At 72.4% G+C, this 24950-nt stretch carries 20 protein-coding genes and 1 pseudogene; 11 read left to right on the plus strand and 10 right to left on the minus strand.

Translation table 11 applies throughout. The features are described from left to right. Positions 1 to 109 precede the first annotated feature (109 nt). Complete coding sequence (locus tag IH26_RS0125790; RefSeq protein WP_157437390.1) at positions 110 to 625, plus strand: GNAT family N-acetyltransferase; 516 nt, start codon at positions 110 to 112, stop codon at positions 623 to 625. Positions 626 to 889: 264 nt separating this feature from the next. On the opposite strand, the gene IH26_RS0125795 is transcribed toward IH26_RS0125790, so the two are convergent. Genes IH26_RS0125795 through IH26_RS0125805 form a run of 3 tightly spaced genes read right to left on the minus strand, consistent with a single transcriptional unit; the run spans position 890 to position 3206 of the window. Continuing rightward, a complete protein-coding gene (locus IH26_RS0125795) occupies positions 890 to 1684 on the minus strand; it encodes an alpha/beta fold hydrolase (RefSeq protein WP_030438815.1) in 795 nt (264 codons plus the stop codon). Beyond that, the gene (locus IH26_RS0125800; RefSeq protein ID WP_030438816.1) at positions 1684 to 2343 is read right to left on the minus strand and encodes an HAD family hydrolase; all 660 of its coding nucleotides are present in this window, start codon (positions 2341 to 2343) and stop codon (positions 1684 to 1686) included. Before IH26_RS0125800 ends, IH26_RS0125795 begins: the two co-directional genes overlap by 1 nt. Next, the gene (locus IH26_RS0125805) at positions 2340 to 3206 is read right to left on the minus strand and encodes an LLM class F420-dependent oxidoreductase (protein WP_030438817.1); all 867 of its coding nucleotides are present in this window, start codon (positions 3204 to 3206) and stop codon (positions 2340 to 2342) included. Before IH26_RS0125805 ends, IH26_RS0125800 begins: the two co-directional genes overlap by 4 nt. A 300-nt stretch (positions 3207 to 3506) precedes the next feature. Here IH26_RS0125805 and IH26_RS56105 point away from each other — a divergent pair, with 300 nt between their 5' ends. Further along, positions 3507 to 5036: a glycosyltransferase family 2 protein gene (locus IH26_RS56105; RefSeq protein WP_051808502.1), complete on the plus strand. Its 1530-nt coding sequence runs from the start codon at positions 3507 to 3509 to the stop codon at positions 5034 to 5036. 488 nt (positions 5037 to 5524) lie between these two features. Here IH26_RS56105 and fgd read toward each other — a convergent pair whose 3' ends face one another. Beyond that, positions 5525 to 6523 carry a glucose-6-phosphate dehydrogenase (coenzyme-F420) gene (fgd, locus tag IH26_RS0125815; RefSeq protein ID WP_030438819.1) on the minus strand — a complete coding sequence of 333 codons (999 nt, stop codon included), beginning with the start codon at positions 6521 to 6523 and terminating at the stop codon, positions 5525 to 5527. A 9-nt stretch (positions 6524 to 6532) separates the two neighbouring features. Further along, a complete protein-coding gene (locus IH26_RS0125820; protein ID WP_030438820.1) occupies positions 6533 to 8329 on the minus strand; it encodes a sigma-70 family RNA polymerase sigma factor in 1797 nt (598 codons plus the stop codon). A 213-nt stretch (positions 8330 to 8542) separates the two neighbouring features. Here IH26_RS0125820 and IH26_RS0125825 point away from each other — a divergent pair, with 213 nt between their 5' ends. The 3 genes from IH26_RS0125825 (at position 8543) to IH26_RS0125835 (ending at position 11136) form a co-directional block, all read left to right on the plus strand. Continuing rightward, positions 8543 to 9685, plus strand: a complete 1143-nt coding sequence (locus tag IH26_RS0125825) for a PP2C family protein-serine/threonine phosphatase (protein WP_030438821.1) — start codon at positions 8543 to 8545, stop codon at positions 9683 to 9685. An 80-nt stretch (positions 9686 to 9765) separates the two neighbouring features. Beyond that, complete coding sequence (locus IH26_RS0125830; protein WP_030438822.1) at positions 9766 to 10242, plus strand: MarR family winged helix-turn-helix transcriptional regulator; 477 nt, start codon at positions 9766 to 9768, stop codon at positions 10240 to 10242. 15 nt (positions 10243 to 10257) lie between these two features. Next, a complete protein-coding gene (locus tag IH26_RS0125835; RefSeq protein WP_030438823.1) occupies positions 10258 to 11136 on the plus strand; it encodes an LLM class flavin-dependent oxidoreductase in 879 nt (292 codons plus the stop codon). Between the two features lie 1097 nt (positions 11137 to 12233). On the opposite strand, the gene IH26_RS0125840 is transcribed toward IH26_RS0125835, so the two are convergent. Further along, positions 12234 to 12572 carry a histone-like nucleoid-structuring protein Lsr2 gene (locus IH26_RS0125840; RefSeq protein WP_030438824.1) on the minus strand — a complete coding sequence of 113 codons (339 nt, stop codon included), beginning with the start codon at positions 12570 to 12572 and terminating at the stop codon, positions 12234 to 12236. A gap of 214 nt (positions 12573 to 12786) precedes the next feature. On the opposite strand from IH26_RS0125840, the gene IH26_RS0125845 reads away from it, so the two are divergent. After that, the gene (locus tag IH26_RS0125845; protein ID WP_030438825.1) at positions 12787 to 13215 is read left to right on the plus strand and encodes a hypothetical protein; all 429 of its coding nucleotides are present in this window, start codon (positions 12787 to 12789) and stop codon (positions 13213 to 13215) included. A gap of 50 nt (positions 13216 to 13265) precedes the next feature. After that, complete coding sequence (locus IH26_RS0125850) at positions 13266 to 14465, plus strand: D-alanyl-D-alanine carboxypeptidase family protein (protein WP_084599099.1); 1200 nt, start codon at positions 13266 to 13268, stop codon at positions 14463 to 14465. A 13-nt stretch (positions 14466 to 14478) separates the two neighbouring features. On the opposite strand, the gene IH26_RS0125855 is transcribed toward IH26_RS0125850, so the two are convergent. Then, positions 14479 to 14979 (minus strand): DUF456 domain-containing protein, encoded by a 501-nt coding sequence (locus tag IH26_RS0125855; RefSeq protein ID WP_030438827.1) that lies wholly within the window; start codon positions 14977 to 14979, stop codon positions 14479 to 14481. A gap of 144 nt (positions 14980 to 15123) precedes the next feature. On the opposite strand from IH26_RS0125855, the gene IH26_RS0125860 reads away from it, so the two are divergent. Then, positions 15124 to 16047 carry a sigma-70 family RNA polymerase sigma factor gene (locus tag IH26_RS0125860; protein WP_030438828.1) on the plus strand — a complete coding sequence of 308 codons (924 nt, stop codon included), beginning with the start codon at positions 15124 to 15126 and terminating at the stop codon, positions 16045 to 16047. A 42-nt stretch (positions 16048 to 16089) separates the two neighbouring features. Here the strand turns inward: IH26_RS0125860 and IH26_RS0125865 are convergent, their stop codons facing one another. Then, on the minus strand, positions 16090 to 18411 hold the full coding sequence (locus IH26_RS0125865; RefSeq protein ID WP_051808503.1) for a HelD family protein: 2322 nt from the start codon (positions 18409 to 18411) through the stop codon (positions 16090 to 16092). Between the two features lie 160 nt (positions 18412 to 18571). On the opposite strand from IH26_RS0125865, the gene IH26_RS0125870 reads away from it, so the two are divergent. Further along, the gene (locus tag IH26_RS0125870) at positions 18572 to 19087 is read left to right on the plus strand and encodes a hypothetical protein (protein WP_030438830.1); all 516 of its coding nucleotides are present in this window, start codon (positions 18572 to 18574) and stop codon (positions 19085 to 19087) included. Between the two features lie 46 nt (positions 19088 to 19133). On the opposite strand, the gene IH26_RS0125875 is transcribed toward IH26_RS0125870, so the two are convergent. Continuing rightward, complete coding sequence (locus tag IH26_RS0125875) at positions 19134 to 19985, minus strand: sigma-70 family RNA polymerase sigma factor (protein ID WP_030438831.1); 852 nt, start codon at positions 19983 to 19985, stop codon at positions 19134 to 19136. 162 nt (positions 19986 to 20147) lie between these two features. Between IH26_RS0125875 and IH26_RS61420 the strand changes: the two genes are divergently transcribed. After that, entirely contained in the window at positions 20148 to 21731 is a 1584-nt protein-coding gene (locus IH26_RS61420) for a DEAD/DEAH box helicase (RefSeq protein WP_169789831.1), read from the plus strand. 138 nt (positions 21732 to 21869) lie between these two features. On the opposite strand, the pseudogene IH26_RS64275 reads toward IH26_RS61420, so the two are convergent. Continuing rightward, positions 21870 to 24284, minus strand: a pseudogene (locus IH26_RS64275) (helix-turn-helix transcriptional regulator); the annotation flags it as partial. A gap of 59 nt (positions 24285 to 24343) precedes the next feature. Here IH26_RS64275 and IH26_RS0125885 point away from each other — a divergent pair. Next, complete coding sequence (locus IH26_RS0125885; RefSeq protein WP_084599065.1) at positions 24344 to 24949, plus strand: dihydrofolate reductase family protein; 606 nt, start codon at positions 24344 to 24346, stop codon at positions 24947 to 24949. Position 24950 lies beyond the last annotated feature (1 nt).

Genomic DNA, 24950 nt, shown 5'->3' on the forward strand with positions numbered 1-24950 from the left:
GCCGGCGGCGTCGCGGACGGCGGGGTCATGCTGGGGCGGCAACGCCTCGACAGCCCAACCCGACCGGGCGGCGTTACTGCAGCGCAGCGGGTACCGGCAGGTGTTCACCATGGTCGAGATGGAACACGACGGGTCCCCGGCGCCACCTCGGCGGTTACCCGATGGCGTCACCATTCGTGCCGCCACGGTCGAGGATGCGCGACCGCTGCTGGCCCTCACCGCTCGCGCCTGGGCAAGGCGACCGTACTTCACCCTGCCGGCCGAGGATCGGTTCCGCGCCTGGCTGGGCCGGTCGCAGCTGTCGTTTCAGGTCGCGACCACCGGTGACCGCATCGTAGGGTTCGTCGCCGCAAGCCGTACTCCAGCCCGTGTCGAGATCGAGGACGTTCAGGTCGATCCCGACTTCCAGCGCCGCGGCCTGGCGACCGCGATGCCGACCCGGACACTCACCGCACCGGCCCTGCACGACGCCCGCCCGATCCGCCTTCATACCGAGGGGCACGACCCCGCCGGAGCGCGGTCGCTGTACGAGCGGCTCGGCTTCCGCGTCATCCGTGAGCACCACCGATACCGCAAAGCACTCAGCCCACAGCGCAACATCACACCCGCAGACCTTGAAACCTAAGTGCGAACACAGAACACAAACACAACAGCCTCACGCGTCAGGCCCCGGATCTTGACGACTTCCTGCGAGACAACCGCTCCCCAAATGCGGCAAAGCCGCCCAAAGCCCACCCCCGGTTGGTGGGTGATCTCCTCGCGACGGCAGCCAAAGCGCCATCTCGGCAGTCGTCGCGAGGAGATCACCCACCAAACAGCCAGCGCAACCGCCACGGGATGCATCCCCGAGCGCTCGGCCGGGGGTGTGGGGGGCAGCGCCCCCACGGTCTTAACCCCCCAACGCCGCCTCAATAGCCCGCCGAGTCTTCTCCGGCTCGGTAACCCACGGATAGTGCCCGGCATCCGGCAACCAAATAATCTGCGCATTGGGCAGCCAATCAGCCAACACATGCGGCGCCGCCAACCCGGTAACGATGTCCCGATCCCCCGCGATAACCGTAACCGGCACCCCCACCGCCGCCAGATCCCCCGGATCAAGCGTGTCCGCCCAGAAGTCCGCGTAATCCGCCGTCCTCTCCGCAAGACGAGAGTGCTCCCGCACCGCGGGCGTATCCGCCCCGTACACCAACGGCATGAACCCCAGGTCACCATCGACATCGGCATCCCACGACGCCTTAGCCGCCGGATACCACGGCTCGGCGGCAAACCACCGCTTGACCAGCACCTCCTGATGGGGCTCATCAGCCCCAAGAGGGATCGGAATCCGCGACGGCGTCAGCAACACCAGCCGGGAAACCCGCGACGGATGCCGAGCCGCATAGGCGAGCACCGTCCACGCCCCCGCCGAATGCCCCAACAGATCGAGCCGCTCCACCCCGAGGTCGATCCGAAGCCGTTCCAGGTCCTCCGCCAGATCGGTAAAGACATACGACGGCGCCGGTTCGGACAACCCCGTACCGCGCTGGTCGAGCAACAACAACGTACGCCCGCGGGAAACCCCACCGAGATCCCCCAGATACCCGGCGGGCCGCCCCGGCCCACCAGGCTGGCAGACCAGAAGCGGCCCATCCCCGCGCAGCTCGTAATGCAATTCGGTACCCGCGGCCGACCGAAAAACCCCCATCAGCGAAGCCTATCGATCGCTTCCACCGTCAGCCCGCCGAGATCCGACACGATCAGGCTCGCACCCGCGAGCGCATCCGGGGCAGGCGGGTAAACGCCGTGCGGCACCGCCACCACCGCCATCCCGGCGGCCGCGGCCGACCGAAGCCCATTGCTCGAATCCTCCACCGCCGCACAAACCGCCGGCGCCAGCCCCAGCTTCTCCGCCGCCGCGAGATAGACATCCGGATACGGCTTCCCCCGCGGCACCTCCTCGGTGGAGAGCGTCACCTGAAACGCATCGCTCAGCCCCGCCGTGGCCAGCACCTGGTCGATCAGAATTCGCGCCGACGAACTGGCCAGCCCCAGCGTGAACCGCGCCCCGATCCGCCGCACCGCTTCCACCGACCCCGGGATGAGCGGCAGTTCGGACCGGTACCGCTCAGCCATCCGCCCCAGCACGTCCGCCGCCACCTGCTCGGGCGTACGCGGCACACCGACCTCCGAGGCCAGGTGCCGCGACCACTCGCCGGTGCTCATCCCCATCATCCGGTCCTGGCTGTCCGGCAGAAACGAGCGCCCGTACTCGGCGACGTACCCCCGCCGGACCTCCTCCCAGACCTCCTCGGAGTCGATGATGACGCCGTCGAGGTCGAAGACGACCGCCCGGACCGTGCTCACAGCTCCGCTGCCGCTGGGATGATCTCGTTCCGGAAAACCTCGAACTGCTTGGTGTCGTACGCGTTGACCAGGCTGCCATGCGCCTGCTGGAAGCCCATCGCAGCGAGGCCACGCAGGCCGTCGAGGATCTCGCCCGGGCTCCTGGTGGTCAGGTCGTAGTGGAACATGCAGGTCTTCTCGATCTCGTCGTAGTCCCGGCCGACGGTCTCGCAGTGCTGCTTGAGCACGTCGAGCTTGTGCCCTACCTCCGGGCTCGGGAAGAGGTTGCAGGCGTCGGCGTACTTGGCCACGAGCAGCAGCGTCTTCTTCTCCCCGCCGCCGCCGATGAGGATCCGCGGGCTCGGCTTGCTCAGCGGCAGCGGCGAGTTGAGCAGCCGGCCCAGCTGGTAGTGCTTGCCGTGGTACGGGGTCTCGTCGCCGGCGAACATCTGCTTGCAGATCTGCAGCGCCTCCTCGAGACGCTCGAACCGCTCCTTCGTCGAGGGGAAGAACAGCCCGAGGCCGCGCGACTCCTCCTCGTTCCAGGCCGCGCCGATGCCGAGCAGCGCCCGGCCGCCGGAGAGCACGTCGAGCGTGGTCACCGCCTTGGCCAGCAGCCCCGGGTCGCGATAGGTCACGCCGGTGACCATGGTGAAGAGCTTGGCGGTCTTGGTGTGGGCCGCGAGGTACCCGAGCGCCGTGTAGGCCTCGAGCATGTCGTTCTCGGCCGGTCCGACCACGGGGATCTGCCAGACGTGGTCCATCACGCTGATCCGGTCGAATCCCGCCTCGTCGGCCGCCGTGGCCACGTCGGCGAGCACCGCGCCGAGCCGCGGCGCCCCCTCGGGCCAGGTGAAGCTGGAGATGTGCAGGCCAAGTTTCACTGCCTTTTTCCTTCCGAGAACCATTCACCCGTGTCTGATCCGCAATCAACCAAACCCTACCCCCAAAAACCTTTCTTATGTACGCACAGTAGCGGTGCACGAGACGCATACGTTCCGTCACCGCCGTTCGCCGGGGTGGAGTCCGACCGCGCAGCAGCCCGGTCTCCACCGTTCCGACGAGTTGCCGTTCGATTGCCGGCCGGTAGCTTCAAAGATCAGCAAGTCACCGTGAGGAGCACCGCCATGCCTCCCTCGCCGCTCAACCCAGCGACGACCCGTCACCGCCGACCATCACCCTCCGTGAGCGTCGTCATCCCGGTCCGCGATCCGGGCGGGCTGCCGCTGATGCTGCGCGGCCTGCCCCCGGTGGACGAGGTCATCGTGGTCGGCGAGGGCCCGACCACCGAGACCGCCGCCGTGGTCCGAGCCGCCCGCCCGGACGCCCGGGTGCTGCGTCCCGGCCGCCCCGGCGCCGGAAACGCCCTGGCCACCGGCCTGGCGGCGAGCCACTGCGACGTGGTGATCACGCTGAACGGCGACGGCTCGACCGACCCCGGCGAGATCCCGGCGTACGTGGCGGCGCTGACCGCCGGCGCCGACGTGGCGCTCGGCTCCCGCTATCGCGAGGGCGGCCGCGACCTGACCGGCGGCCGGTTCCGCCGCTGGGCCAACCTCGCGCTCGTCTGGCTCCTCAACACAGTGTTCGGCACCAAGCGCACCGACCCCGGCTTCGGCTACGCGGCGTTCTGGCGGGACGCCCTCGACCGGCTCGACCTGCCCGACCCGTCCGCCCGCTCGGCGGCCACCTGGACGGACGGCCCCGAGCTCGGCCCGCTGCTGGCCCTGCGCCCGTGGCTGCGCGGCCTGCGGGTGACCGAGATCGGCAGCGTCGCCTACCCGCGGATGAGTCGCCCGGCCCGCGCCGAGAGGCCCACGCTGGGTCAATGGCTCCGCATCGTCATCTCGGAACTCCGCGCCCGCCGGGCCCGCCACTCCCTGGAGGTCCCGGCCGGCCCGCCCGGCACCGGCTGGACGCGCGCCGCCGCAGCGGCGCTGCAGGGCCGCGCCGGCTCGACCCGGGGCGACGGGCCCCGGGCGCGATCGAGCACGCATGCCGGGAGCTCCGCGATGAAGGGGCTCACGTCCGCCGACGGCCGCGGTTTCGCCAGCGGCCCGGGTTTCGCCAGCGGCCCGAGTTCCGCCAACGGCCCGAGTTCCGCCAACGGCCCGAGTTCCGCCAACGGCCCGAGTTCCGCCAACGGCCCGGGTTCCGCCAACGGCCCGGGTTCCGCCAACGGCCCGGGTTCCGCCAACGGCCCGGGTTCAACCGGCGGCCCGGGTTCAACCGGCGGCCCGGGTTCCACCGACCGCCCGGGCGACGGGCCGACGGACCCCGCGGTCTCGGCCGAGTGGTATCGCTCGGACCGGCGGTCGGAAGGCGAACCGGTCTGGGGGCCGGGCCGCCGCCGGCCTTCGCTCGCCCGGGACCTGTGGCAGGCCGGCGAGCACCCGGAGCCGCACACGACGCCGCGCTCGATCGCCAACGTGACCCCGCACGCCTGGAGCCCCGGGCACCTCGGCGTGGCCGACGCGCCGGAGCCGCAGCCGAGCGCCGAGGGCGAGAAGCCCTGGCGCTACCCGCTGCCGGACGCCGACGAGCCCCGCGCCACGATCCCACCGCGGCGTGAGGTGGGCGGCAAGCGCCGCCGGATCGAGGGCCACGGCCGGCGCCCCGACCTGCGAGTCATCAAGGGCGAGGGCGACGGCACCGGGAGCCGCACCAAGAGCGGCCGCCTGCGCCCGGTCCCCAAGGAGAACCTGGGCAACTGACACCGCCCGGGCCGCCCTGTGGAGAACGCCCCGGAATTGTCACACCCACCCCGTTAAATGGTCCCCGCCCTACTGGGGTGGGGGCGGCCCGGGGTGGGGCCGCCCGCAGCGCGGTTGCGGGCGGGCGCGGCAAGCCCGCGGCGCGGTTGCGGGCGGGCGCGGCAAGCCCGCGGCGCGGTTGCGGGCGGGCGCGGCAAGCCCGCAGCGCGGCTGCCGACCGGCACGGCACGCCCGCAGCGCGGTTGCGGGCGGACACGGCAAGCCCGCAGCGCGGCTGCCGACCGGCACGGCACGCCCGCAGCGCGGTTGCGGGCGGGCGCGGCAAGCCCGCGGCGCGGCTGTCGCCGGGCGCGACACGCCTCCGGCGCGACTGCGGCCGGCGGCCTCGGGCAGGACCGTGCGGTCGGCGTGCCCGATCAACCGAGCCCGGCCGCGGGTCGGGGACAAACCACGCCGGCCGCTGCCGGAGCGCCTCGTCGGGAGCGCGGTCAGGCGCGGTCGCGCAGACGCGGGAGGATCTGGTCCGCGTACAGGCGTAGGAAGCGCTCCTGGTCGGGCCCCGGCGCGTGGAAGACCAGGTGTTTGAAGCCCATGTCGAGGTACTCCTGCACCCGGCTGCCGTGCTCCTCCGGGTCCGAGGAGCAGATCCAGCGGGTCACCGTGCGCTCGACCGGCAGGGCGTCGGCGCGGCGCTGCATCTCCAGTGGGTCCTCCACGCCCGTCTTCTCCTCCGGGGAGAGGGCCAGCGCGCCCCAGTAGTGGGTGTCGCTGCGGGCCCGCTCGAGGTCGTCGTCGAAGGAGACCTTGACCTCGATCATCAGGTCCAGGTCGTCGAGCTTGCGGTTCGCCTTTTCGGCGCCCTCGCGTACGGCCGGGAGCAGCGTGTCCGTGTAGAGAGCGTGGCCCTTGCCGCTGGTGGTGATGAAGCCGTCGGCGATCCGGCCGGCCAGCCGGGTCGCGGCCGGGCCCGAGGCGCCGATGTAGATCGGCACCGGCGTCGACGGCTTGTCGTAGATCGTGGCGTTCTCGGTGCGGTAGAACTGGCCCTCGAAGGTCACCCGGTCCTCGCGCCAGAGCTGCTGGATCAGCTGCACCGACTCCTTGAGCCGGGCGAAGCGCTCCTTGCCGTCCGGCCACTCGAGGCCCAGCGGCACCTCGTTGAGCGACTCGCCCGAGCCGACGCCGAGCACCACCCGGCCCGGCGCCAGGCAGCCGAGCGTCGCGAACGCCTGCGCCACCACGGCCGGGTGGTAGCGGAACGTCGGGGTGAGCACGCTGGTGCCGATCAGCACCCGCTCGGTGGTCGCGGCCAGCGCACCGAGCCACGGCAGCGCGGCCGGCGCGTGGCCGCCGTCGTGCCGCCAGGGCTGCAGGTGGTCGGAGATGAAGACCGAGTCGAAGCCGAGCTCTTCCGCGAGCCGGCTGTAACCGAGAAGCTCCGCCGGCGCGAACTGCTCGGCCGACGCCTTGTACCCGAACCGAATCATGACTCGACCCTAACCCGCGGCCTTGTAGGCCTCCCCGGCGGCAGTGGGCGAATCTCCGTCCCGATACAGGCCGAAGGCGGCGCTGTCGCCGACGGCGGGCAGGCCGAACCAGGCATACCTTTCGACGTACGACCGGCTCTGCATGCCTTTGGTGGTGCCCCTGATGAAGGTGACCAGTTGCGCGGCGGTGGGGTACTTCGGCGAGCCGGAGAAGTTCATCAGGCCGAACTCGGTGACCCAGATGGGCTTGTGGTAGCGCTGGTGCACGGCGTCGACGTATCCGAGGAACTGGTCGACGGCGGCGGCGCTGAAGTCCGAGCCGTACCAGTGCAGGGTGATGAAGTCGACCCGGTAACCGTTCCGCTGCGCCCCGGTCATGAAGCGGTCGAGCCATCCGCCGGCCTTGTCCCCGCCGTACGCCACGGACGGTGAACCCAAGCGCAAGCCGGTCGCCTGCAGCTTGGGCCACGCGGCCAGGGCGTCCTCGACGCTCATGTCGGCCTGGCCGGCCATGTCCGGCTCGTTGAAGCCGAGCAGCTCGCCGCCGCTCTCCCGCTTCGCCTTCGCGACGGTGGCATCGGTGGCGTCGCCCTTGGCCCGGATCATCGGAACGAATTCCACGCCGCCCGGGCCCGGCATGCTGTCGTTGGTCGACGCCCAGTTGTAGTACCAGCCGGCGCCGACGTCGGCGAGCGCCGCCTTGAGGCCGGTGAACTGCCAGACGCCGACGCCCTTCTTCTTGCTCGCCTTCGCGGTGATCACGACGACCGGCCGCTTGCTGGTCTTCGACGGCGAGGAAGCGGGCGTGGGCGACGGCGAGGGTTGGGTCGCCGACGGCCGCGGAGCCGGAGCCGAGGTGGCGAGCACGGCCGCGGCCGGGGTTCGCGAGGGCTGGTCGTGCTGGTAGACGACGACGGCGGTGGCGGTGGCGGCCACTGCCGTGGTGGCCAGCGCGGCGGTGAGCACCTTCTGCGAGACGCCGAAGCCGATCTTCGCGGCGGCCTGGGCCGAGCCGCCCGCCGCGGTCTTGCCGAGCAGCAGCTTGCCGCCCACGGCGACCGGGACCGGGACGAGCGACATGCGGGCCAGCAGCCGCTCGGCGGCGACCAGGTTCTGCCAGAACGGCGCGCACTGCCGGCAGTCGCGGGTGTGCCGGGCGATGCGCTTGCGCCAGAGCGGGCTCGGCGTGCCGTCCCAGTGCACGGTCACCAGGCGCAGGTCGGGGCAGGCCGGCTGGGCGGCGAGCGCGCGTACCACCACCCGGGCGGTCTCGAGCTGGCCCTTCATCCGCTGGATGCGGACCGCCGCGTGCTGCCGGCTGAGGTCGGTGGCCTCGACGATCTCGTCCCGGGTGAGCTCGCCGGAGGCCTCCAGCCACCACAGCGAGAGCAGCTCACGGCTCTCCTCGTCGAGCCAGCGGGTGGCCTCGGCGGTCTCCCGGCGCTGCCCGGACAGCTCGAGGCGGGTGATGGCCAGATCGGTGAAGTCGGCGCCCGGGTCGCGTACGTCCTGATCCACCAGGGTCTGCGGCGCGAAGCGCCGGGTGCGGAACCGCTCCCGCACCTGTCGGACGGTGATCGCCACCAGCCAGGACCGGAACGACTCGGGCTCGCGCAGGTCACCGAGATTTCGCAGGACGCGCAGCAGCACGTCCTGCACCACGTCGTCGACGTCCGCGTGCCCCTCCAGGGCGCGGCCGACGATCGTGTAGACCAGCGGCAGGTACCCCGCGACGAGCCGGTCGACGGCGGCCGGGTCACCGGCGCGGGCCGCGATGACCGTCGCGATATCGGGTTGGTCCGCCATGAGCCTGCCTCTCGTCGTGCGTCGCCGGCCGCGGTTGTGCCGGGCCACCTAGGGGAGACGCGCGCGCGTTCCATGGATAACACGTTTTCCGCAAGCCCCCGGACGGGCGAGCGCGGGATTAGACGGCCCGGGGTCCGGGCAACACCCAAGCAGGAGACAAGCCCTATCATGCTTGCACTCCGGCAATTATTGCCGACCTGGAAGGGAGATCGAGTGTTCGACGGACCGGCATCGACCGGCGCGCTGCTCCGCGCCACGCCACCCGATCGCCTCCCCGAGGTCACCGCCGAGCACCTGCGTGCGAAGTACGCCGCCGACGGGATCGAGGTGCTGCTCGGCGACCTGAGCCTGACCGCCCTCGTACCGGTGCTCGACCCCGACGGCCCGATCGGTGGCGCCCTGGAACAGCGCTGTTTCGGCAGCCAGCTGCCGGTGGTCGACGCCCGGCCCGACGGCCCCGCGCGAGTGGTTCTGCCGCTCACCGTCTGGGGCGACCGGCTCGGCGTCCTCACCCTGGCGATCGATCGGCCGGCCACCCCCGAGCTGACCGACGAGCTCGCCGATCTCGCGGGCGAACTCGCCATGGCGCTGCGCACCGCCGACTGCGACACCGACCGCTACCACCAGGTACGCCGCCGGCAGCGCCTGACGATGGCCGCCGAGCTGCAGTGGGACCTGCTGCCCGGGCGCTCGCTGAACGGCCCGCGGTTCCGGCTGGCCGGGGCGCTGGAGCCGGCGTACGCGGTCTACGGCGACCACTACGACTGGTCGGTCACCGGCGACCGGCTCACCCTCACCGTGCTCAACGGGCACGGCGACGGCATCGAGGCGACGCTGCTGACCGCGGTCGCGGTCAACGCCATGCGCAACGCCCGCCGGTCCGGGGCCGGCATCGTCGAGCAGGCCGAACTGGCCTCCGACGCGGTCTACTCACGGCACGGCGGAAACACTCACGTGGCCACCCTGCTGCTGGAGATCGGCCTGAGCGACGGCGCGGTCGAGGCGGTCGACGCCGGCTCGCCGAAGGCGATGATCGCGCACGACGGCGACATCCGGCCGATCACCCTGGAGCAGCAGCTGCCGCTCGGCATGTTCGGCGACAACCGGTACGAGACGCAGAAATTCCAGCTCGAACCGGGCGACCGGCTGCTGGTGGCGAGCGACGGCGTACACGCCGCGGCCCCCGGCGGTCGGGTCGAGTTCGGCACCACCGCGCTGCTCACCGCCCTGCGCCGAACCCGGCTGCAACCGCCCTCCGAGGCGGTCGGCACCGTCATCCGATCGTTGCGTGATTACCACGCGGGGCTGGACCCGGAGGACGATGCCGTGATTGTCTGCTTGGATTGGCTCCGATAGGCAGGCATGATTCGCGGCCTGGCGGGGTAGACACCTCCCGCATCGCGCAGTTGGCGTCTGCAGACAGGGACCTATCCGACATGGACGACCACGTCACCGATGTCGCCGCGGCCGTCGAGTCGGCGGTCGAGTCTCTCCTGTCCGTGCTGGACTCGGCGCGGGCCGCGCAGACCCCGACCGTGCCGCCGGCCCAGCTGCGGGTGCTCTCGATCATCTCGGGCAACCGGCAAACCAACATGAGCCGGCTGGCCGAGACGCTGGACGTGGTGCCCTCCTCGGCGAGCCGGCTCTGCGACCGGCTCGAGGCGGCCGGCCTGCTGCGCCGGGTGCCCGACCCGCGCGACCGCCGCGAGGTGCGGCTGATGCTCACCCCGACCGCCCGTCGCCTGCTCGACCAGATCCGCGAGCGGCGCCGGGCGGCACTGGCCGAGGTGCTCGAACGGATGCCGCCGGGCTCCCGGCAGGAGCTGCTGCGCGCGCTCGAGTCGTTCGCCGCGGCCGCCGATCCCGCCGTTCCGGCCGAGAACAACAACACCGAAGGATTGCGTACGGCGTGAGGTAAGTTCCTTTTCGTGCGCATCGGCATCGCGATCCTCCCCGACCAGCGCTGGTCGGTCTCCGCCGACCGGTGGCGCCGCGCCGAGGAGTACGGCTTCGACCACGCCTGGACGTACGACCACCTGGGCTGGCGCGACCTGATCGACGGCCCGTGGTTCGACGCGGTGCCCACCCTGACCGCCGCCGCCACGGTGACCACCCGCATCCGGCTGGGCACCTACGTCGCGTCCCCGAACTTCCGCCACCCGGTGCATTTCGCCCGCGAGGTGACGGCCCTCGACGACATCTCCGCCGGCCGCCTCCTGCTGGGCCTGGGCGCCGGCGGCACCGGCTTCGACTCGGCGGTCCTCGGCGAGCCCGAGTTGACCCCGCGCCGCCGGGTCGACCGCTTCGCCGAATTCCTGGATCTGCTGGCCACGATCCTGGCCAACCCCGCCACGACGTGGAAGGGCGAGTGGTACCAGGCGGTCGACGCGCGCAGCATCCCGGGCCCGCTGCAGCAGCCCCGGCCGCCTTTTATCGTGGCGGCGAACGGGCCGCGGACGCTGCGGCTGGCGGCCCGGCACGGCGACGGCTGGGTGACGACCGGCCCGCAGGCCGACGATGCCGAGTCCTGGTGGCGCGCGATCGCCGAGCTCGTCGGCCGCTTCGAGGAAACCATGGCCGGGGCGGGGCGGTCACCGGAGGCGATGCCCCGCTATCTGAATCTCGACTCGTCTCCGGTGTATTCAATGAGCAGCGTGGACGCCTTCACCGACGCGATCGGGCGAGCCGCGGCGCTGGGCTTCACCGACGCCATCACGCATTGGCCCCGCAAGAGCAGTTGGTACGCGGGCGACGAGAAGGTTTTGGAAGCCGTGGCGACCGTCCTGCCTACCCTGCGCGCCAACTGACACCAGGCCGGCATTGGGGGCGCGGCACGGTAGCCGTTCCGCGGGCGGCGTGCACGAGTCTGTGGGGTGTTCGGGGGGTAGACCCTGGGGCGCTGCCCCAGACCCCGGCCATCGCTGCGAAGATCAGGGGCTTGGCGTGTTGGTTGCGGTGGGGCGGTGGGTGATCTCCTTGCACGACAACCGTAGGGGATCTGCTGGTGGGAGGCGGCGCAAGCAAACCCCGCTTGCGCCGCCTCCCACCAGCAGATGGCGTTCGGCTGCCGTCGCAAGGAGATCACCCACCTATAGGTCGGGGTGTGCGGCGGCTGCTCCGCCTTGGCTGGGGGTGTGGCTGTGGCCGTTGTCCGGCGGCGGCTTGGGCTGTTGCGCTGGCGCTGGCTGCGGGACAGGAGCAGGAACTGTCCACGATCGCGTTCCGGGTGCCGACCTTGATAGGTCTGTGCTCGGTACGCGCACCAAAGCTTCGCCCTTGCCCGGCCGAACGCACGGGCCGCCCGATTTAGGGGAAATATCGCGACAGCCAGCGGGGCGGAATCCCAGCATGTGACCGCGAGGACCGGCGAGCGGGAACACCGGTCAGCATGCGGGACGCAGCCCACCCACTGGAACGGCTAACCCACTCCGCGAGACGAGTGCCTGGCTCGGCGTGGGCAGCGCCGCCCGATCCCGCCGCCGCTGTCGTGGGCTTGGCCCGTCCGCTGCCCGGTCATGTCGCGCCGCACCACGACCCCGTATCTGCGGGGTGCCCCGTATCCGAGAACGGCCCGCGATCGCCCCGCTGATGAGGAGAGGCCGGTTTTCGGCACCGCGGGGTTTGCGGTACCGAAACCCGGCCTCTCCTCATCAGCCCCAAAGGGGCGATCGCCCGCGGCGCCGGAGGCGACGCCAGCCAGCTCAGCCGCACGGAACGGTCAACCCGCGTGACTCGTCAATACGACCCGCACCACAACGGGCCGCACCACAACGGGCCGCACCACAACGGGCCGCACCACAACGGGCCGCACCACAACGGGCCGCACCACAACGGCAACGGCCCACACCACAACGGCCCACACCACAACGGGCCGCACGAGGACGGGCCGCACCAGGACGGGCAGCTAGTTCGCGGCGCGGTAAGCGTCGGTGACGCTCTGGGGAATGCGGCCCCGCTCCGAAATCTGGTGCCCGTTCGCCAAGGCCCACTCCCGGATCAACCGGTTCTCGTCGCGGGAGCTCGCCGTCCGGGCGGGCGCGCTGCGCCGGGCCGGGATGCGGCCGCTGCGGCCGAGGCGGGTGCCCGCGTTGATGAACGGGTCGAGGGCCTTACGAAGCTTCCCGGCATTGGCCTCGGAAAGGTCGATCGTGTAGTTAATACCGTCGAGACTGAACTCGACGGTGCGGTCCGCCTTCTTTCCGTCCAGATCGTCGATCAGCGTTGTGATGACCTGCCGCGCCATAACTGCTCCCGAAGAAAGCGATCCCGAGTCAATCCGATCAACCGCGCCCAGTGTTGCTCGTAACCGGCATCCCGCGCAACTCATCGGGCGGAAATTCGTAATTGTTTCTCGTCGGTGGCCGGTCCGTTATTCAAATGGCGGCACCAGCATTCACCGGAATCCGGCCGGAAAGACCGGGTGGCAGGCGGCCGGTGGATCACTTAGGGTCGCAGGCATGGACGACGGGACGGCCTGGAACGAGCAGCGCCGGCGGGCCATCGACGGGCACGCCGCCGCCCTGGCCGCCGGCCGGGAGGCCGAGGCGCGTCAGGCCGCCGACCTGCTGGTCTCCTTCGTCCGGCGGGCCGCGGAGCGTGGCCTGCCGCCGCATCCGCTGTCCGCGCGCACTTTCGACGGCCGCGCCACGTACCGCACCAGGGCGCGCGGCTGGTATCTGAAGTCGAATCGCTCGGTGGCGGTCGGCGAGCACGGTGAGTATTACGTCCTGTCCGTCCCGTCATCGTTGCGCGCCCGGTTCGCCGGCGCCGACCTCACCCCCAGCACCCCCCGATTGATCGTCGGCGCGGGCGGCGGTGACGGCGAGACCATTCCGCTGGCGCGACTGCTCGACCAGCGACTAGACGCGGGAGTCTCCTGGCCTTGATCCGCATCCCCCTCAGCCGGATCGCGGCGGCCGCCTCGGCCGCTGTCTTGATGATCTCCATTCCGGTAGCGGTTCCCGCCGCCGCGGAAGGAAAAACCGATATCTCCTGCCCCCATCCGAACATCGCCAAGCCGGCGGGTATCCCGCCGCGGCCGGTGCCGCCGCCGGACGACCCGGTGAACAGCGCGGTCGGCGGCGACGCCCTCGCCACGCACGGCCTGGTCATCCCGGCCGGGGCGAAGCAGCCGCCGGCGGTCACCGCGACCACCTGGATGGTCGCCGACCTCGACACCGGCGAGGTGCTCGGCGGCTGCGGCCCGCACGTCTACCAGACCCCGGCGAGCGTGCAGAAGACGCTGCTGGCCGCCACCGTGATGGACAAGCTCGACCCGAAGCAGACCGTGACCGTGGTCCGCGGCGACCTGGACATCGAGGTCAACAGTTCGGCCGTGGGGCTGGTGGTGGGCGGGAAGTATCAGATCGCCACGTTGTGGCTGGGGCTGATGCTGAACTCGGGCAACGACGCGGCGAACACGCTCGCCCGGCTGGCCGGTGGCGGAGGCCCGGACGGCGTGGCCAAGACCGTGGCGGCGATGAACGCGGAGGCGCGGTCGCTCGGCGCGTACCAGACGCACGCGGTGACCCCGAGCGGGCTGGACGGGAAGGGTCAGTTCACCAGCGCGTACGACCTGGCCTTGATCGCTCGTAAGGACTTCGCGAACGCCGACTTCCGCAAGTACGTGCTGACCAAGTCCGCCCAGATGCCCGCCCAGCCGCAGTTGAAGCAGAAGGGCTTCCAGTTCCAGAACGAGAACAAGTTGATCTTCGGCTACCCGGGGGCGATGGGCGGGAAGACCGGTTTCACCACGGTGGCCCGGCACAGTTATGTGGGCGCGGCCGCGCGTAACGGCCGGCGGCTGGTGGTGACGCTGCTCGGGGCCGAGGCGCATCCGCTGCGCGGCTACCAGCAGGGCGAGGCGCTGCTCGACTGGGGCTTCTCGCTGCCGAAGGACGCCTCGGTCGGCAAGCTGATCACGCCGGAGGACGTGGCGCAGCAGCAGGCGGCCGCCACCGCGAGCCGGGCCGAGTCGACCACCGAGGCCAAGCCGGTGTCGCCGGCGAGGTCGTCGTCGAGCGGCGGCGGCCTGCCGATGCTTCCGGTGGCGCTGGGCGTCGCGGTGCTGCTGGCCGGCACCCCGCTCCTGCTGCTGCTGATCCAGCGACGGCGGAAGCGGCCGCAGGTCAGGTAGCCAGCAGGGAAAGTCAGGTAGCCAGCAGGCCGAAGACCCAGACCACCGCGACGCCGAGCGCGGCGGTGAACTCGATCAGCATGGCCAGGCCGGCCGCGGCGAGCGCGCGCTTCGTCGACGGCCAGGCCTCGGCCGCGCCGACCCGGGCCCGTTCGACCAGCCAGACGCCGAGCACGAAGCCGAGGATCAGGCCCACCACCGGCACCACGAAGAACCCGATCAGGCCGAGCACGCCGCCGGCCAGCAGCGCCGTGTTGGGCACCCCGGCGGCCTTCAATTTCTTTCCCGGTACCAGGTACTTCACCACCGCCCCGAGCACGGCGACGAGCGTGGCGAACACCAGGACCAGCCACTTCAGCGCGCCCGAGGCATCGCCGAAGATCGCCCAGAACAGCACTCCGGCCCAGCCCAGCAACAGCCCCGGGATCACCGGGATCACCACGCCCACGACGCCGAGCGCGACCGCGATACCGGCGATCACGTTCACCATGGTCGCGGTGTTCGTGAGGTCCATGGGACACGGGTTCCCGATCTCCCGAGATTCCTAAACTCCGCAACTTTGCAGCACCTCTGCGTGACCAGAAGTCGTACTCGTGGTCACCCAATGTCTTTCCGGTCAGCCGGCAAGGAATGCCGACTAGCGAACCGGGGGAAAGACATGACGACCACCACCGTGACGAACGCCAGCGACACCGCGCCCGCCGCGACGGTGCTCTCCGTCGCCGAGCAGGAGGAGCTGATCCGCACCCACATGCCGCTCGTCGGCCATCTGGTGCGCGACATGCTCACCCGCATCCCGAACCACATCCACCGCGACGACCTCACCAGCGCCGGACTGCACGCGCTGGTCACCGCGGCCCGTGGCTGGGACCCGGACCGCGGCATCCCGTTCCACCGCTTCGCGAGCACCCGCATCCGCGGCGCCATCCTCGACGAGCTGCGCTCGCTGGACTGGGCAACCCGCTCGGTGCGGACCAAGGCGCGCGCCACCGACACCACCCGCCAGCAGCTGACCACCACGCTGGGCCGGACGCCGACCGCGGACGAGCTCGCCCAGGCGCTCGGCACCACCACGACCGACCTGCAGCAGACCGACACCGACGTGCAGCGGGCCACCGTGCTCTCGCTGCAGGGCTTCACCACCAGCAGCGCCGACGACCTGGTCACCGAGAAGAACCCGGGGCCGGAGGACATGCTGCTGCACCGGGAGCAGATCGGCTACCTGCACCACGCGATCGGCTCGCTGCCCGAGCGGCTGCAGACCGTAATCACCGAGTACTTCCTGAACGAGCGCCCGATGGCCGACATCGCCGAGGACCTCGGCGTCACCGAGAGCCGGATCAGCCAGCTGCGCGCCGAGGCGCTGTCGCTGCTCAAGGACGGGATGAACACGCACCTGAACCCGGACCTCGCACCGGTGCCGGACAACCCGGAGAGCATCACCGCCCGCCGCCGGGCCAGCTACTACGCCAGCATCGCCAACAGCACCTCGCTGCACAGCCGGCTGGCGATGACCAACGCGCACGGGCTCACCGCGCACAGCCGCGGACCGATCGACCGCACGCCCGTGACCGCGGCATGAGTTGACAAGAGGGGCCCGGTATCTCGCCGGGCCCCTTCGTTCTCACGATGCCAGGGCGGTGAGAACCTTGGGCAGGTCCGCGGTGTGCAGCACGCCGAGCCGCCGGGTGGCCCGGGTGACCGCCACGTAGAGATCGGACAGGCCGCGCGGGCTCTCCGCGATGATCTCGTCGGGCTCGACCACCACCACGGCGTCGAACTCCAGGCCCTTCGCCTGCCGCACGGTCATCAGGACCACCTGGTTGCGCAGGTCGGGCTGTTCGCCGACGGCGGCGCCCGGGACGGCCTCGACCAGGTGCCGGCCCAGTTCGGGTTCGAGCGCCTCGGGCACGATGACCCCGACACGGCCCTCTTCGGCTTCGGCGGCCTCCAGGCGTACGGCCGCAATCACCTCCGCGGGAAGCGCGGCCCGCGGCACCCGGAGTGACCAGGGAGCCACGCCGGCGGACCGGACCGACCGGGGTGGCTGCAGCGCCGGATCGACCGCCGCGAGCACGTCGGCCGCCACCGCCATCACCTCGGCCGGCGTGCGGTAGTTGACGGTCAGCTCGACCAGGTTCCAGCGCTGCGCGACGTACGGCTCGAAGACCTGCTCCCAGCCGGTGGTGCCGGCCAGCTCGGAGGTCTGCGCGACGTCGCCGACCACGGTCATCGAGCGGCTCGGGCAGCGGCGCATGAGCAGCCGCCAGGCCATCGGGGACAGCTCCTGCGCCTCGTCGACGATCACGTGGCCGAAGGCCCAGGTGCGGTCGGCGGCGGCGCGCTCGGCGGCGGTCCGCGTGTCGATCACCTCGTGCCGCTCGACGAAGGCGCTGGCGTCCACCACGTCGATCGCGGAGAGGATCTCTTCCTCCTGGTCCTCGAAGTCCAGCGAGCGGGAACCCTCGACGATCTCCAGCACGCCCTCCGCGTACTCGATCGCCTGGCGCCGCTCCTCGGCCACGGCGCGAGCGCGAAGCGTGTCGTCGACGCCCAGCAACTCGGCCAGTTCGTCGAGCAGCGGCACGTCGGCGGGGGTCCAGCGGGCCTCGCGGGCCCGCAGCAACAGCGCGCGCTCCCCGGCCGGCAGGTCGCGGGCCGCCGACTCCAGCCGGGCGGCGTCGGAGAGCAGGTCGCGCAGCACCTGCCGGGCGGTCAGCACCGGCCAGAACTCGAACAGCGCCAGCTGCACGTCGATGTCCTCGCGCAGCTCGCGGCGGGTCTCCGCGAGATCGGCCTCGGACAGCAGGTTTTCCCCACCCAGCGGGTCGGCGCCGATCCGCTCGGCGATCTGCAGCGACAGCGCGTGGATCGCCTCGGTCACGAAGATCTGCCGGGCCACGTTGTGCGGACGGCCGGACTTACGGGCCGCGGCCCGGGCATCCTCCAGCACCGACCGCTCGATCCGCAGCGGGTAGCCGTCATGGTCGACCTCGACGAAGTCGTCCGGCACGGTCTGCCGGTCGGCCACCGCATTCTCGAGGACGTCGAGCATGCCGAGCCGACCCTTGACCGCGGACGCGGCCGGAGATTCAACACCTTTCGCGCGTACGCCGGGGAACATGTCGCCCAGCGTCGCGAGCAGCACGCCGGTCTCCGCCAGCGACGGCAGCACCTGCGAGATGTAGCGCAGGAACGTGGTGTTCGGCCCGAGGATCAGCACGCCCCGTTTGGTCAGCTCGGCCCGGTACGTGTACAGCAGATACGCCGCCCGGTGCAGCGCGACCGCCGTCTTCCCGGTGCCCGGCCCGCCCTGCACGACCATCAGTCCGTTCAGCCCGGCCCGGATGATCTCGTCCTGCTCGGCCTGGATGGTCTCGACGATGTCACGCATCCGCCCGGTTCGGCTCGCGGTCAGCGCGGAGAGCAGCGCCGCCTCGCCGGTCACGTCCTCGCGGCCGCCCGCGCCGGCCGCCGCGAGGTCGAGCACCTCGTCGTCGATCCCGGTCAGCACCCGGCCCTTGGTGCGCAGGTGCCGGCGGCGGGTCACGCCGTCCGGCGAGACCGCGGTGGCGAGGTAGAACGGGCGGGACGCGGGGGCCCGCCAGTCGACCAGCAGCGGGTCGCGATCATGCTCCTCGGCGGAGAGACCGAGCCGGCCGATGTAGCGCGGATCACCCGCGGCGAAATCGAGCCGGCCGAAACACAAACCGTTCTCGACCGCATTCATCTGGGCGAGTTGCTCGGCGTAGTGGCCGCGGGTGGCCTCCCGCTGGGCCCGGCCCTGCGGGGTGCCGCCGGCCTCCAGCAGAATCGCCTTGAGACGGTGATCTGCCTGGTCACGCAGCCTGTCCAGGCGGTCGTAGAGGGTGGTGAGGTACGCCTGCTCGAAACGGAGGTCGTCCCCGGCGGAGCTTGACAATTCCACTCCCCTTTGTGGTAGCATTCGCCAGCAGTGACCATTCGTGGTCACTTTTTTATTGCTCGACAATCGGCCAGAATAGCCCATCGACGGCGACGCCCCAACCGGTGACGGCGGTGTCCGCAATCCGTCAGTTTTCCCGGCGAGCCGTTACGCAGGGGGGCGCATCGGACTTAACCGGGGCATGAACCACGACCACCCGATCCGACGTCTCGGCGCGCTCGCCCTCACCGCGGCCGCCGCCCTCACCCTCGTCACGGCGTGCTCCGGCGGCGACAAGCCGTCCGGCACCGCCGCGCAGGCCGCCGCCAACGGCCCCGAGCCCAAGACCATCGACGGCGCCAAGGCCGCCGCGCAGACCGTCTTCGACCGGTTCGCCGGCGGCGACTTCGCCGGGGCCTGGGACATGTACACCGCCGCCGGCAAGGCCGCGATCAGCAAGGACGACTACGTCAAGCTCAACCAGGCCTGCTCCCGCAAGGGCCTGGCCATCCAGCTGACCAGCGCCCGGATGGACGGCGCCGACCACGCGATCGTGATCGCCAAGCAGCTGGTGGCGACGCAGTCGTACACGATGGTCTACGAGAACAACGCGTGGAAGCTGGAACCGGCGCAGGAGGGGCTCGCGCTGTACAAGCTCGGCGCGGCCAAGGCGATCGCCGCCCAGAAGAAGGCCGGCACCTGCGCCGGCGGGCAGTAGCGGCACCGGCGCCCGCCGCGGGTCCGCGGCGGGCGCCCCGTTCCGCTCAGGCGGCCACCGGCAGGCCGTCCGGGCCGGTCATCGCGAGCCGGGTACGGATGTCGCCGCGTACGGCGATCTGCTCGTAGTAGGCGGCCCGGCGCCGGGCGACGCAGCCCTCCTTCGGCGGGTTCTCCGCCGCGAGCGCCGGGTCCAGGTGCGTGTTCAGCCCGTCGCGCAGCAGGCCCAGCGCCTCGGCGCGCAGCTGCGACACCCGCGACTCGGTGACCCCGAGGTCCTCGGCGATCCGGGCCATCGGCCGCTCGTCGAAGAAGTAGCCCTGCACCACCTCGCGCAACCGGTCGGGCAGCGCGTCCACCGCGTGCCGCAGGTAGCCCAGCCGCTCCCGGCGGATCAGCATCTCCTCCGGGCCGGCGCTCGGCTCGGTGACCATGTCGTCGGCCGTGGCGGTGGCGAAGCCCTGCAGGCTGAACACCACGGCGCGATGCACGTCGTCGTCGGCGCTCTCGATGTCCTCGACCGTGCAGCCCAGCCGCTCGGCGACCTCCTGCACGGTGGGCGTGCGGCCCAGCTCGGCGGTCAGCTCCTGGCGGGCCGAGTCGGTACGGCGGGCGCGCTGGCGGACCGAGCGGCTGGCCCAGTCCAGGCCGCGCAGCTCGTCCAGCAGGGCGCCGCGCACCCGGGCCGCGGCGAACCGGGCGAACGGGACGCCCCGCTCGGCGTCGAAGCCCCGGGCCGCGTGCACGAGAGCCGCGTAGCCGGCCGACATCAGGTCGTCGCGGTTGACGTGCTGCGGCACCCGGGCCAGCATCTCGCGGACCAGGTGACCGACCAGCGGCATGTGCTCCTGGACGATGTCCGGGCCGCGGCGGCGATCGACGTGGGGTGCACCGCTCATGGTGGGGGATCTCCTCGCGGTAACGCCCGGGCGGGGGTTCCCGGGCACTGAGGAGAACGGTGATCTGCGTTAAGTGCGGAACGGGTCCTGCCCGGGTGCAGCACGGTTGCGGATATGCTTGATCGCTTGGGAAGACCCCCAACCCTTTGGAGTTCCCGCTACATGACCACATTCACCGAGCTCGGCGTCCCTGCCGCCCTCACCAAGGCGCTGGCCGCGCTCGGCATCACCACCCCGTTCCCGATCCAGGCCGCCACCCTGCCCGACTCGCTCGCCGGACGGGACGTCCTGGGCCGCGGGCGCACCGGCTCCGGCAAGACGTACGCGTTCGCGCTGCCCGTGCTGGCCCGCCTGGCCGCCTCGGGCAGCCCCCGGCGCCCCGGCCGTCCCCGCGCGCTGATCCTGGCGCCCACCCGCGAGCTGGCCGGCCAGATCGACGCCGCCCTCGCGCCGCTCGCCGCCGCGCTCGGCCTGCGCACGCTGGTCGTCTTCGGTGGCGTCGGCGCGAACCCGCAGATCAAGGGGCTGGCGGCCGGCGTCGATGTGCTGGTGGCCTGCCCCGGCCGGCTCGACGACCACCTGCGCAACGGCCACGCCTCGCTGGACGCGGTCGAGATCACCGTGCTCGACGAGGCCGACCACATGGCCGACCTGGGCTTCCTGCCGGTGGTCCGAAGGCTGCTCGAGCAGACCCCGCGGGACGGGCAGCGGCTGCTCTTCTCGGCGACCCTGGACAACGGGGTCGACGTGCTGGTCAAGCGCTTCATGCGGCGGCCGGTGTCGCACGCGGTCGACCCGGTCGACGAGGTGCCGACCGAGATGGCCCACCACGTGCTGCACGTACGCGGGGACGACCGGTTCGGCGTGCTGGTCGACCTGCTGGCCGCGCCGGGCCGTTCGGTGGTCTTCACCCGCACCAAGCGGCGGGCGAAGGTGCTGACCAAGCAGCTGGTGGCGGCCGGGGTGCCGGCGGTCGAGCTGCACGGGAACCTGGCGCAGAACGCGCGCAACCGCAACCTGGCGGCGTTCTCCGACGGGAGCGCAGAGACGCTGGTGGCGACCGACATCGCGGCCCGGGGCATCCACGTCGACGACGTGGCGCTGGTGATCCACGCGGACCCTCCGGTGGAGCACAAGGCCTACGTGCACCGGTCCGGCCGGACGGCGCGGGCGGGTGCGCAGGGCACGGTGGTCACGCTGATGACGGACGATCAGCAGGCGGAGGTACGGGATCTGACCCGCAAGGCCGGCGTACGCCCGACGACCAGCCGGACCCGGCCGGGTGACCCGCTGCTGGCCCAGTTGGCGCCCGGTGAGCGGCGGTTCGTCGCGGCGCCGGCCGCCACGGCGCCGGCGGCCCGCCCGGCGTCGGCGAGCCGGCCGGAGTCGGCGAGCCGGCAGCCGTCGGCGAGCCGTTCCGGTGGCCGTCCCGCGCGCTCCTCGGGGCGGGGCGGGGCGCAGCCGGAGGCCGCCGGCCAGGGGTCGCGCGGCCGGGGACGCAGCGGCGGTCACGCTTCCGAGCCGGCGGCCGCCGCCGACCGGAGCCGTCGGGGTGGCGGTCAGCCGCGCACCCGTTCGGGGCCGGCCGCGACTCCCGTCGGTCAGCCGCGCACTCGTTCCGCGCCGGCCGCGACTGCCGGCGGCCAGCCGCGCACTCGTTCCGCGCCGACCCCGTCCTCCGGTGGCGGGGCGGCGGCGTTCTCCGCGTCCAGCCGGGCCGGTGGTCGCCGCCGCGGCGGCCGCTGAGGTTGAGCGGCGTTCGGTGGCCGGCCGGGCCGGTGATCGCGGGCAGGGTGGCCGCTGGGATTGAGCGGCGTTCGGTGGCCGGCCGGGCCGGTGGTCGCTGAGGTTGAGCGGCGATCGGTGGCCGGCCGCCAGCCGGGCCAGCTCGGTCCGGTTGGCGACCTGGAGTTTCGCGTACACGTGGGCCAGGTGGGTCTTCACCGTGCCGCGGCCGATGAACAGCCGCGCGCCGATCTCCACGTTGGAGAGACCCTGCACGGCCAGCTCGACGACCGAGAGCTCGGCCGGGGTCAGGCTCGCCCAGCCGGCGTCCGGACGCCGGCGTGGCCCACGGGCCTTCGCGGCATAGGCGGCCGCCGCCCGGAAGCCCAGCACCAGGTCGTGGTCCGCCCGGATCCGCATGGCCTCCCGGTGCAGCCTCAGCGCCCGCTCGGGATCGCCGTCGTGCGCCAGCAGCGCCTGCTCGTCGAGCACCCCGGCCCGGATCCGCGGCATCGCCGGGGTCAGCGGCGCGTTCTCCAGCGCCTGCAAGGTGCGGGCCGCCGCTTCGTGGTCTCCCGCCAACCGCAGCGCGGTCGCCAGCACCAGCCGGGTCTCCGGCGCCAGCCCCTCTTCGCTCGGCGCCGGCTGCCACCGGCCCTCCAACCGGCACCATTCGACCGCCTCCGCCGGGCGCCCCGACTCCAGCGCCAGCAGCGCCTTGGTCCGCTCCCAGCCGGTGATGTACGGCAACTCCCCGCCGAGCAGCGCGTCGATCGGCTCCAGCGCCCGCCACGCCTCCGCCACCCGCCCCTGCAGCACCCGGATCTCGGCCAGCACGCACCGGGTCGAGCCGGTCCAGTGGAAGTCCCGCAGCGGCGCCGCCGTCTCCACCGCCCGCTCGGCCAACTCCCCCGCCCGCCGGAGGTCACCGGACCGGGCCGTGGCCAGCGCCAGCCAGCACTGCGCCAGCGCCGCCACCCCGCGGTCGCCGCGGGCGAGCGGCCCGGCCACCGCCGCTTCGAGGTGCTTGATCGCCTCCGGATACCGGTCGGCGAGCACGTGGACCACGCCGATGAAGGCCTCGGCCGAGTCCGCGACGAACACGTCCCCGGCCGCGAGGGCCTCCGCCCGGGCCGCCTGCGCCTCGTCGAGCGCCCCGTCCAGGCCGACCATCAGCCGGCCGATCGCGGTCAGGGCCCGGCTGATCCGGGCGGCCGCCGGCGCGCCGGTCTCGACCGCGAGCTGCCGGGCCGCGTACGCCACCTGGTACGCCTCCGTGCCCGGCAGGCCGGTGTCGGCCACCAGCGCGTACGCCGCGAGCACGTCGGCCTGCAGCGGGGTGCGCTCGTCCGCGCCGCGATCGGCGGCGCGCCGAAGCAGGCGTACGCCCTCGCCGCCGCGCCCCTCCAGGTGCCACAGCCACGCGCAGGCCGCCGCCAGCCGCCGGCCTCGGCTCGGGTCCTCGCGGGACAGGCCCCACTCGATCGCCGCCCGGAGGTTCGGGTACGCCGCGCCGATCCGCGCCCGCCACTCGTCCTTGTCCGTGGTCAGCAGCGGCGCCAACCGCTCCACCAGGTCGAGGTACAGATCGAGGTGCCGGTCGCGCAGCTCGTCCGCCTCGCCGGCCTCGGTCAGCCGATCCATCGCGTACGCCCGCACCACGCCGAGCATCCGGTAGGCCGCCTCGCTGCCGGTGGTGTCGGCCACCACCAGCGACTTGTCGACCAGCCCGCGCAGCGCCCGCAGGCCGTTCCGCTCGGTCAGGGCTGACACGGCCGCCGCGCCGAAGCCCGGCTCGAACACCGCCAGCCGCCGGAAGAGCACCCGCTCGTCCTCGTCGAGCAGGTCGTGGCTCCACCGCATCGATCCTTCGAGGGTCTGCTGGCGGAACGGCGCCGTCCGCGCGCCGCCCTCCAGCAGCGCGAAGGGGCTGCCCAGCGAGTCGGCGATCTGGGCCGCGGAGAGGGTGCCGGCCCAGCCGGCGGCCAGCTCCAGCGCGAGCGGAAGCCGGTCGAGCCGATCGCAGAGCCGCCGGGCCCCGGCGCCGTCGGCGGCCCGGGACCGCTCCAGGAAGAGCGCCAGCGCGTCGGCCAGGCTCATCGGCGGCACCCGCCACACCCGCTCGCCGGGGACGCCGAGCGGGGCGCGGCTGGTGGCCAGCACGGTGACGCCCGGGCAGCCGGCCAGGATCGCCGCGACCAGCCGGGCCGCGCCGTCCGGGACGTGCTCGCAGTTGTCCAGCACGATCAGCAGCTTGCGGTCGCGCAGCGCGGCGACCACCGCGGGCACCGGGTCGAGCCCGGCCGGCGCGAGGACGTCCAGCGCCTCGGCCACCCGGCGCCCCACCCGCTCGGGATCGGGCTCCTCCTCGAGGCCGACCCAGCACGAGGCGCCGCCGTCACTGCCGCCGCCGGCTGCCTCCTGGCCCAGTCGGATGGCCAGCCGGGTCTTGCCGCAGCCGCCCGGCCCGACCAGGGTCAGCAGCCGCCCGGCCGCCAGCGCCGGCCCGAGCGCGGCGAGTTCCTCGGCCCGGCCGACGAAGGACGTCAGCTCCGGTGGCATAGGCGTCGGCATTCCCGGAAGTCTGCCAGGTGGCAGATGTTCTTCCGGCGCCCGGCGGACAGGATCGAGTCATGACACAGCAGATGAACACCACCGGCCGCCGGGTCGTCGCCAACCTCTCCCTCTCGCTGGACGGCCGGGTCAGCGGCGTCGGCGGCGAGTTCGACATGGGCTGGATCGTCCCGCACGCGGTGACCGACGCGGCCCGCGAGCACATGATCCGGGTGACCGGACCGGCCACCACCGCCCTGCTCGGCCGGAAGAACTATCAGGGCTTCGGCGGTTTCTGGCCGGCCGTCGCCAAGGACGAGAACGCCGACCCGCGCGACCGCGCCTTCTCCGAGTGGCTCAACGCGGTGGAGAAGGTGGTCTTCTCGACGACGCTGACCGACGCGCCCTGGGAGAATTCGCGGATCGCCGGCGGCTCCCCCGCTTCCGTCGTCCGGGAGCTGCGCGAGCGGCCGGGCGGCGACATCATCGTGCTCGCCAGCATCAGCGTCATCCAGGCGCTGCTCGAGGCGGGCGAGCTCGACCGGCTGAGCATCACGCTCTGCCCGGAGGTCGCCGGCGGGGGCCGCCGCCTGTTCGACGACGGCCTCCCCGCCGCGTCCTGGTCGCTCACCGACATGGCGACGACCGAGTCGGGCGCGATCTGCCTGATCTACGACCGGAAGTAGA

Origin of the sequence: Actinoplanes subtropicus, from assembly GCF_000721705.1 — a bacterium.
Lineage (GTDB): Bacteria > Actinomycetota > Actinomycetes > Mycobacteriales > Micromonosporaceae > Actinoplanes > Actinoplanes subtropicus.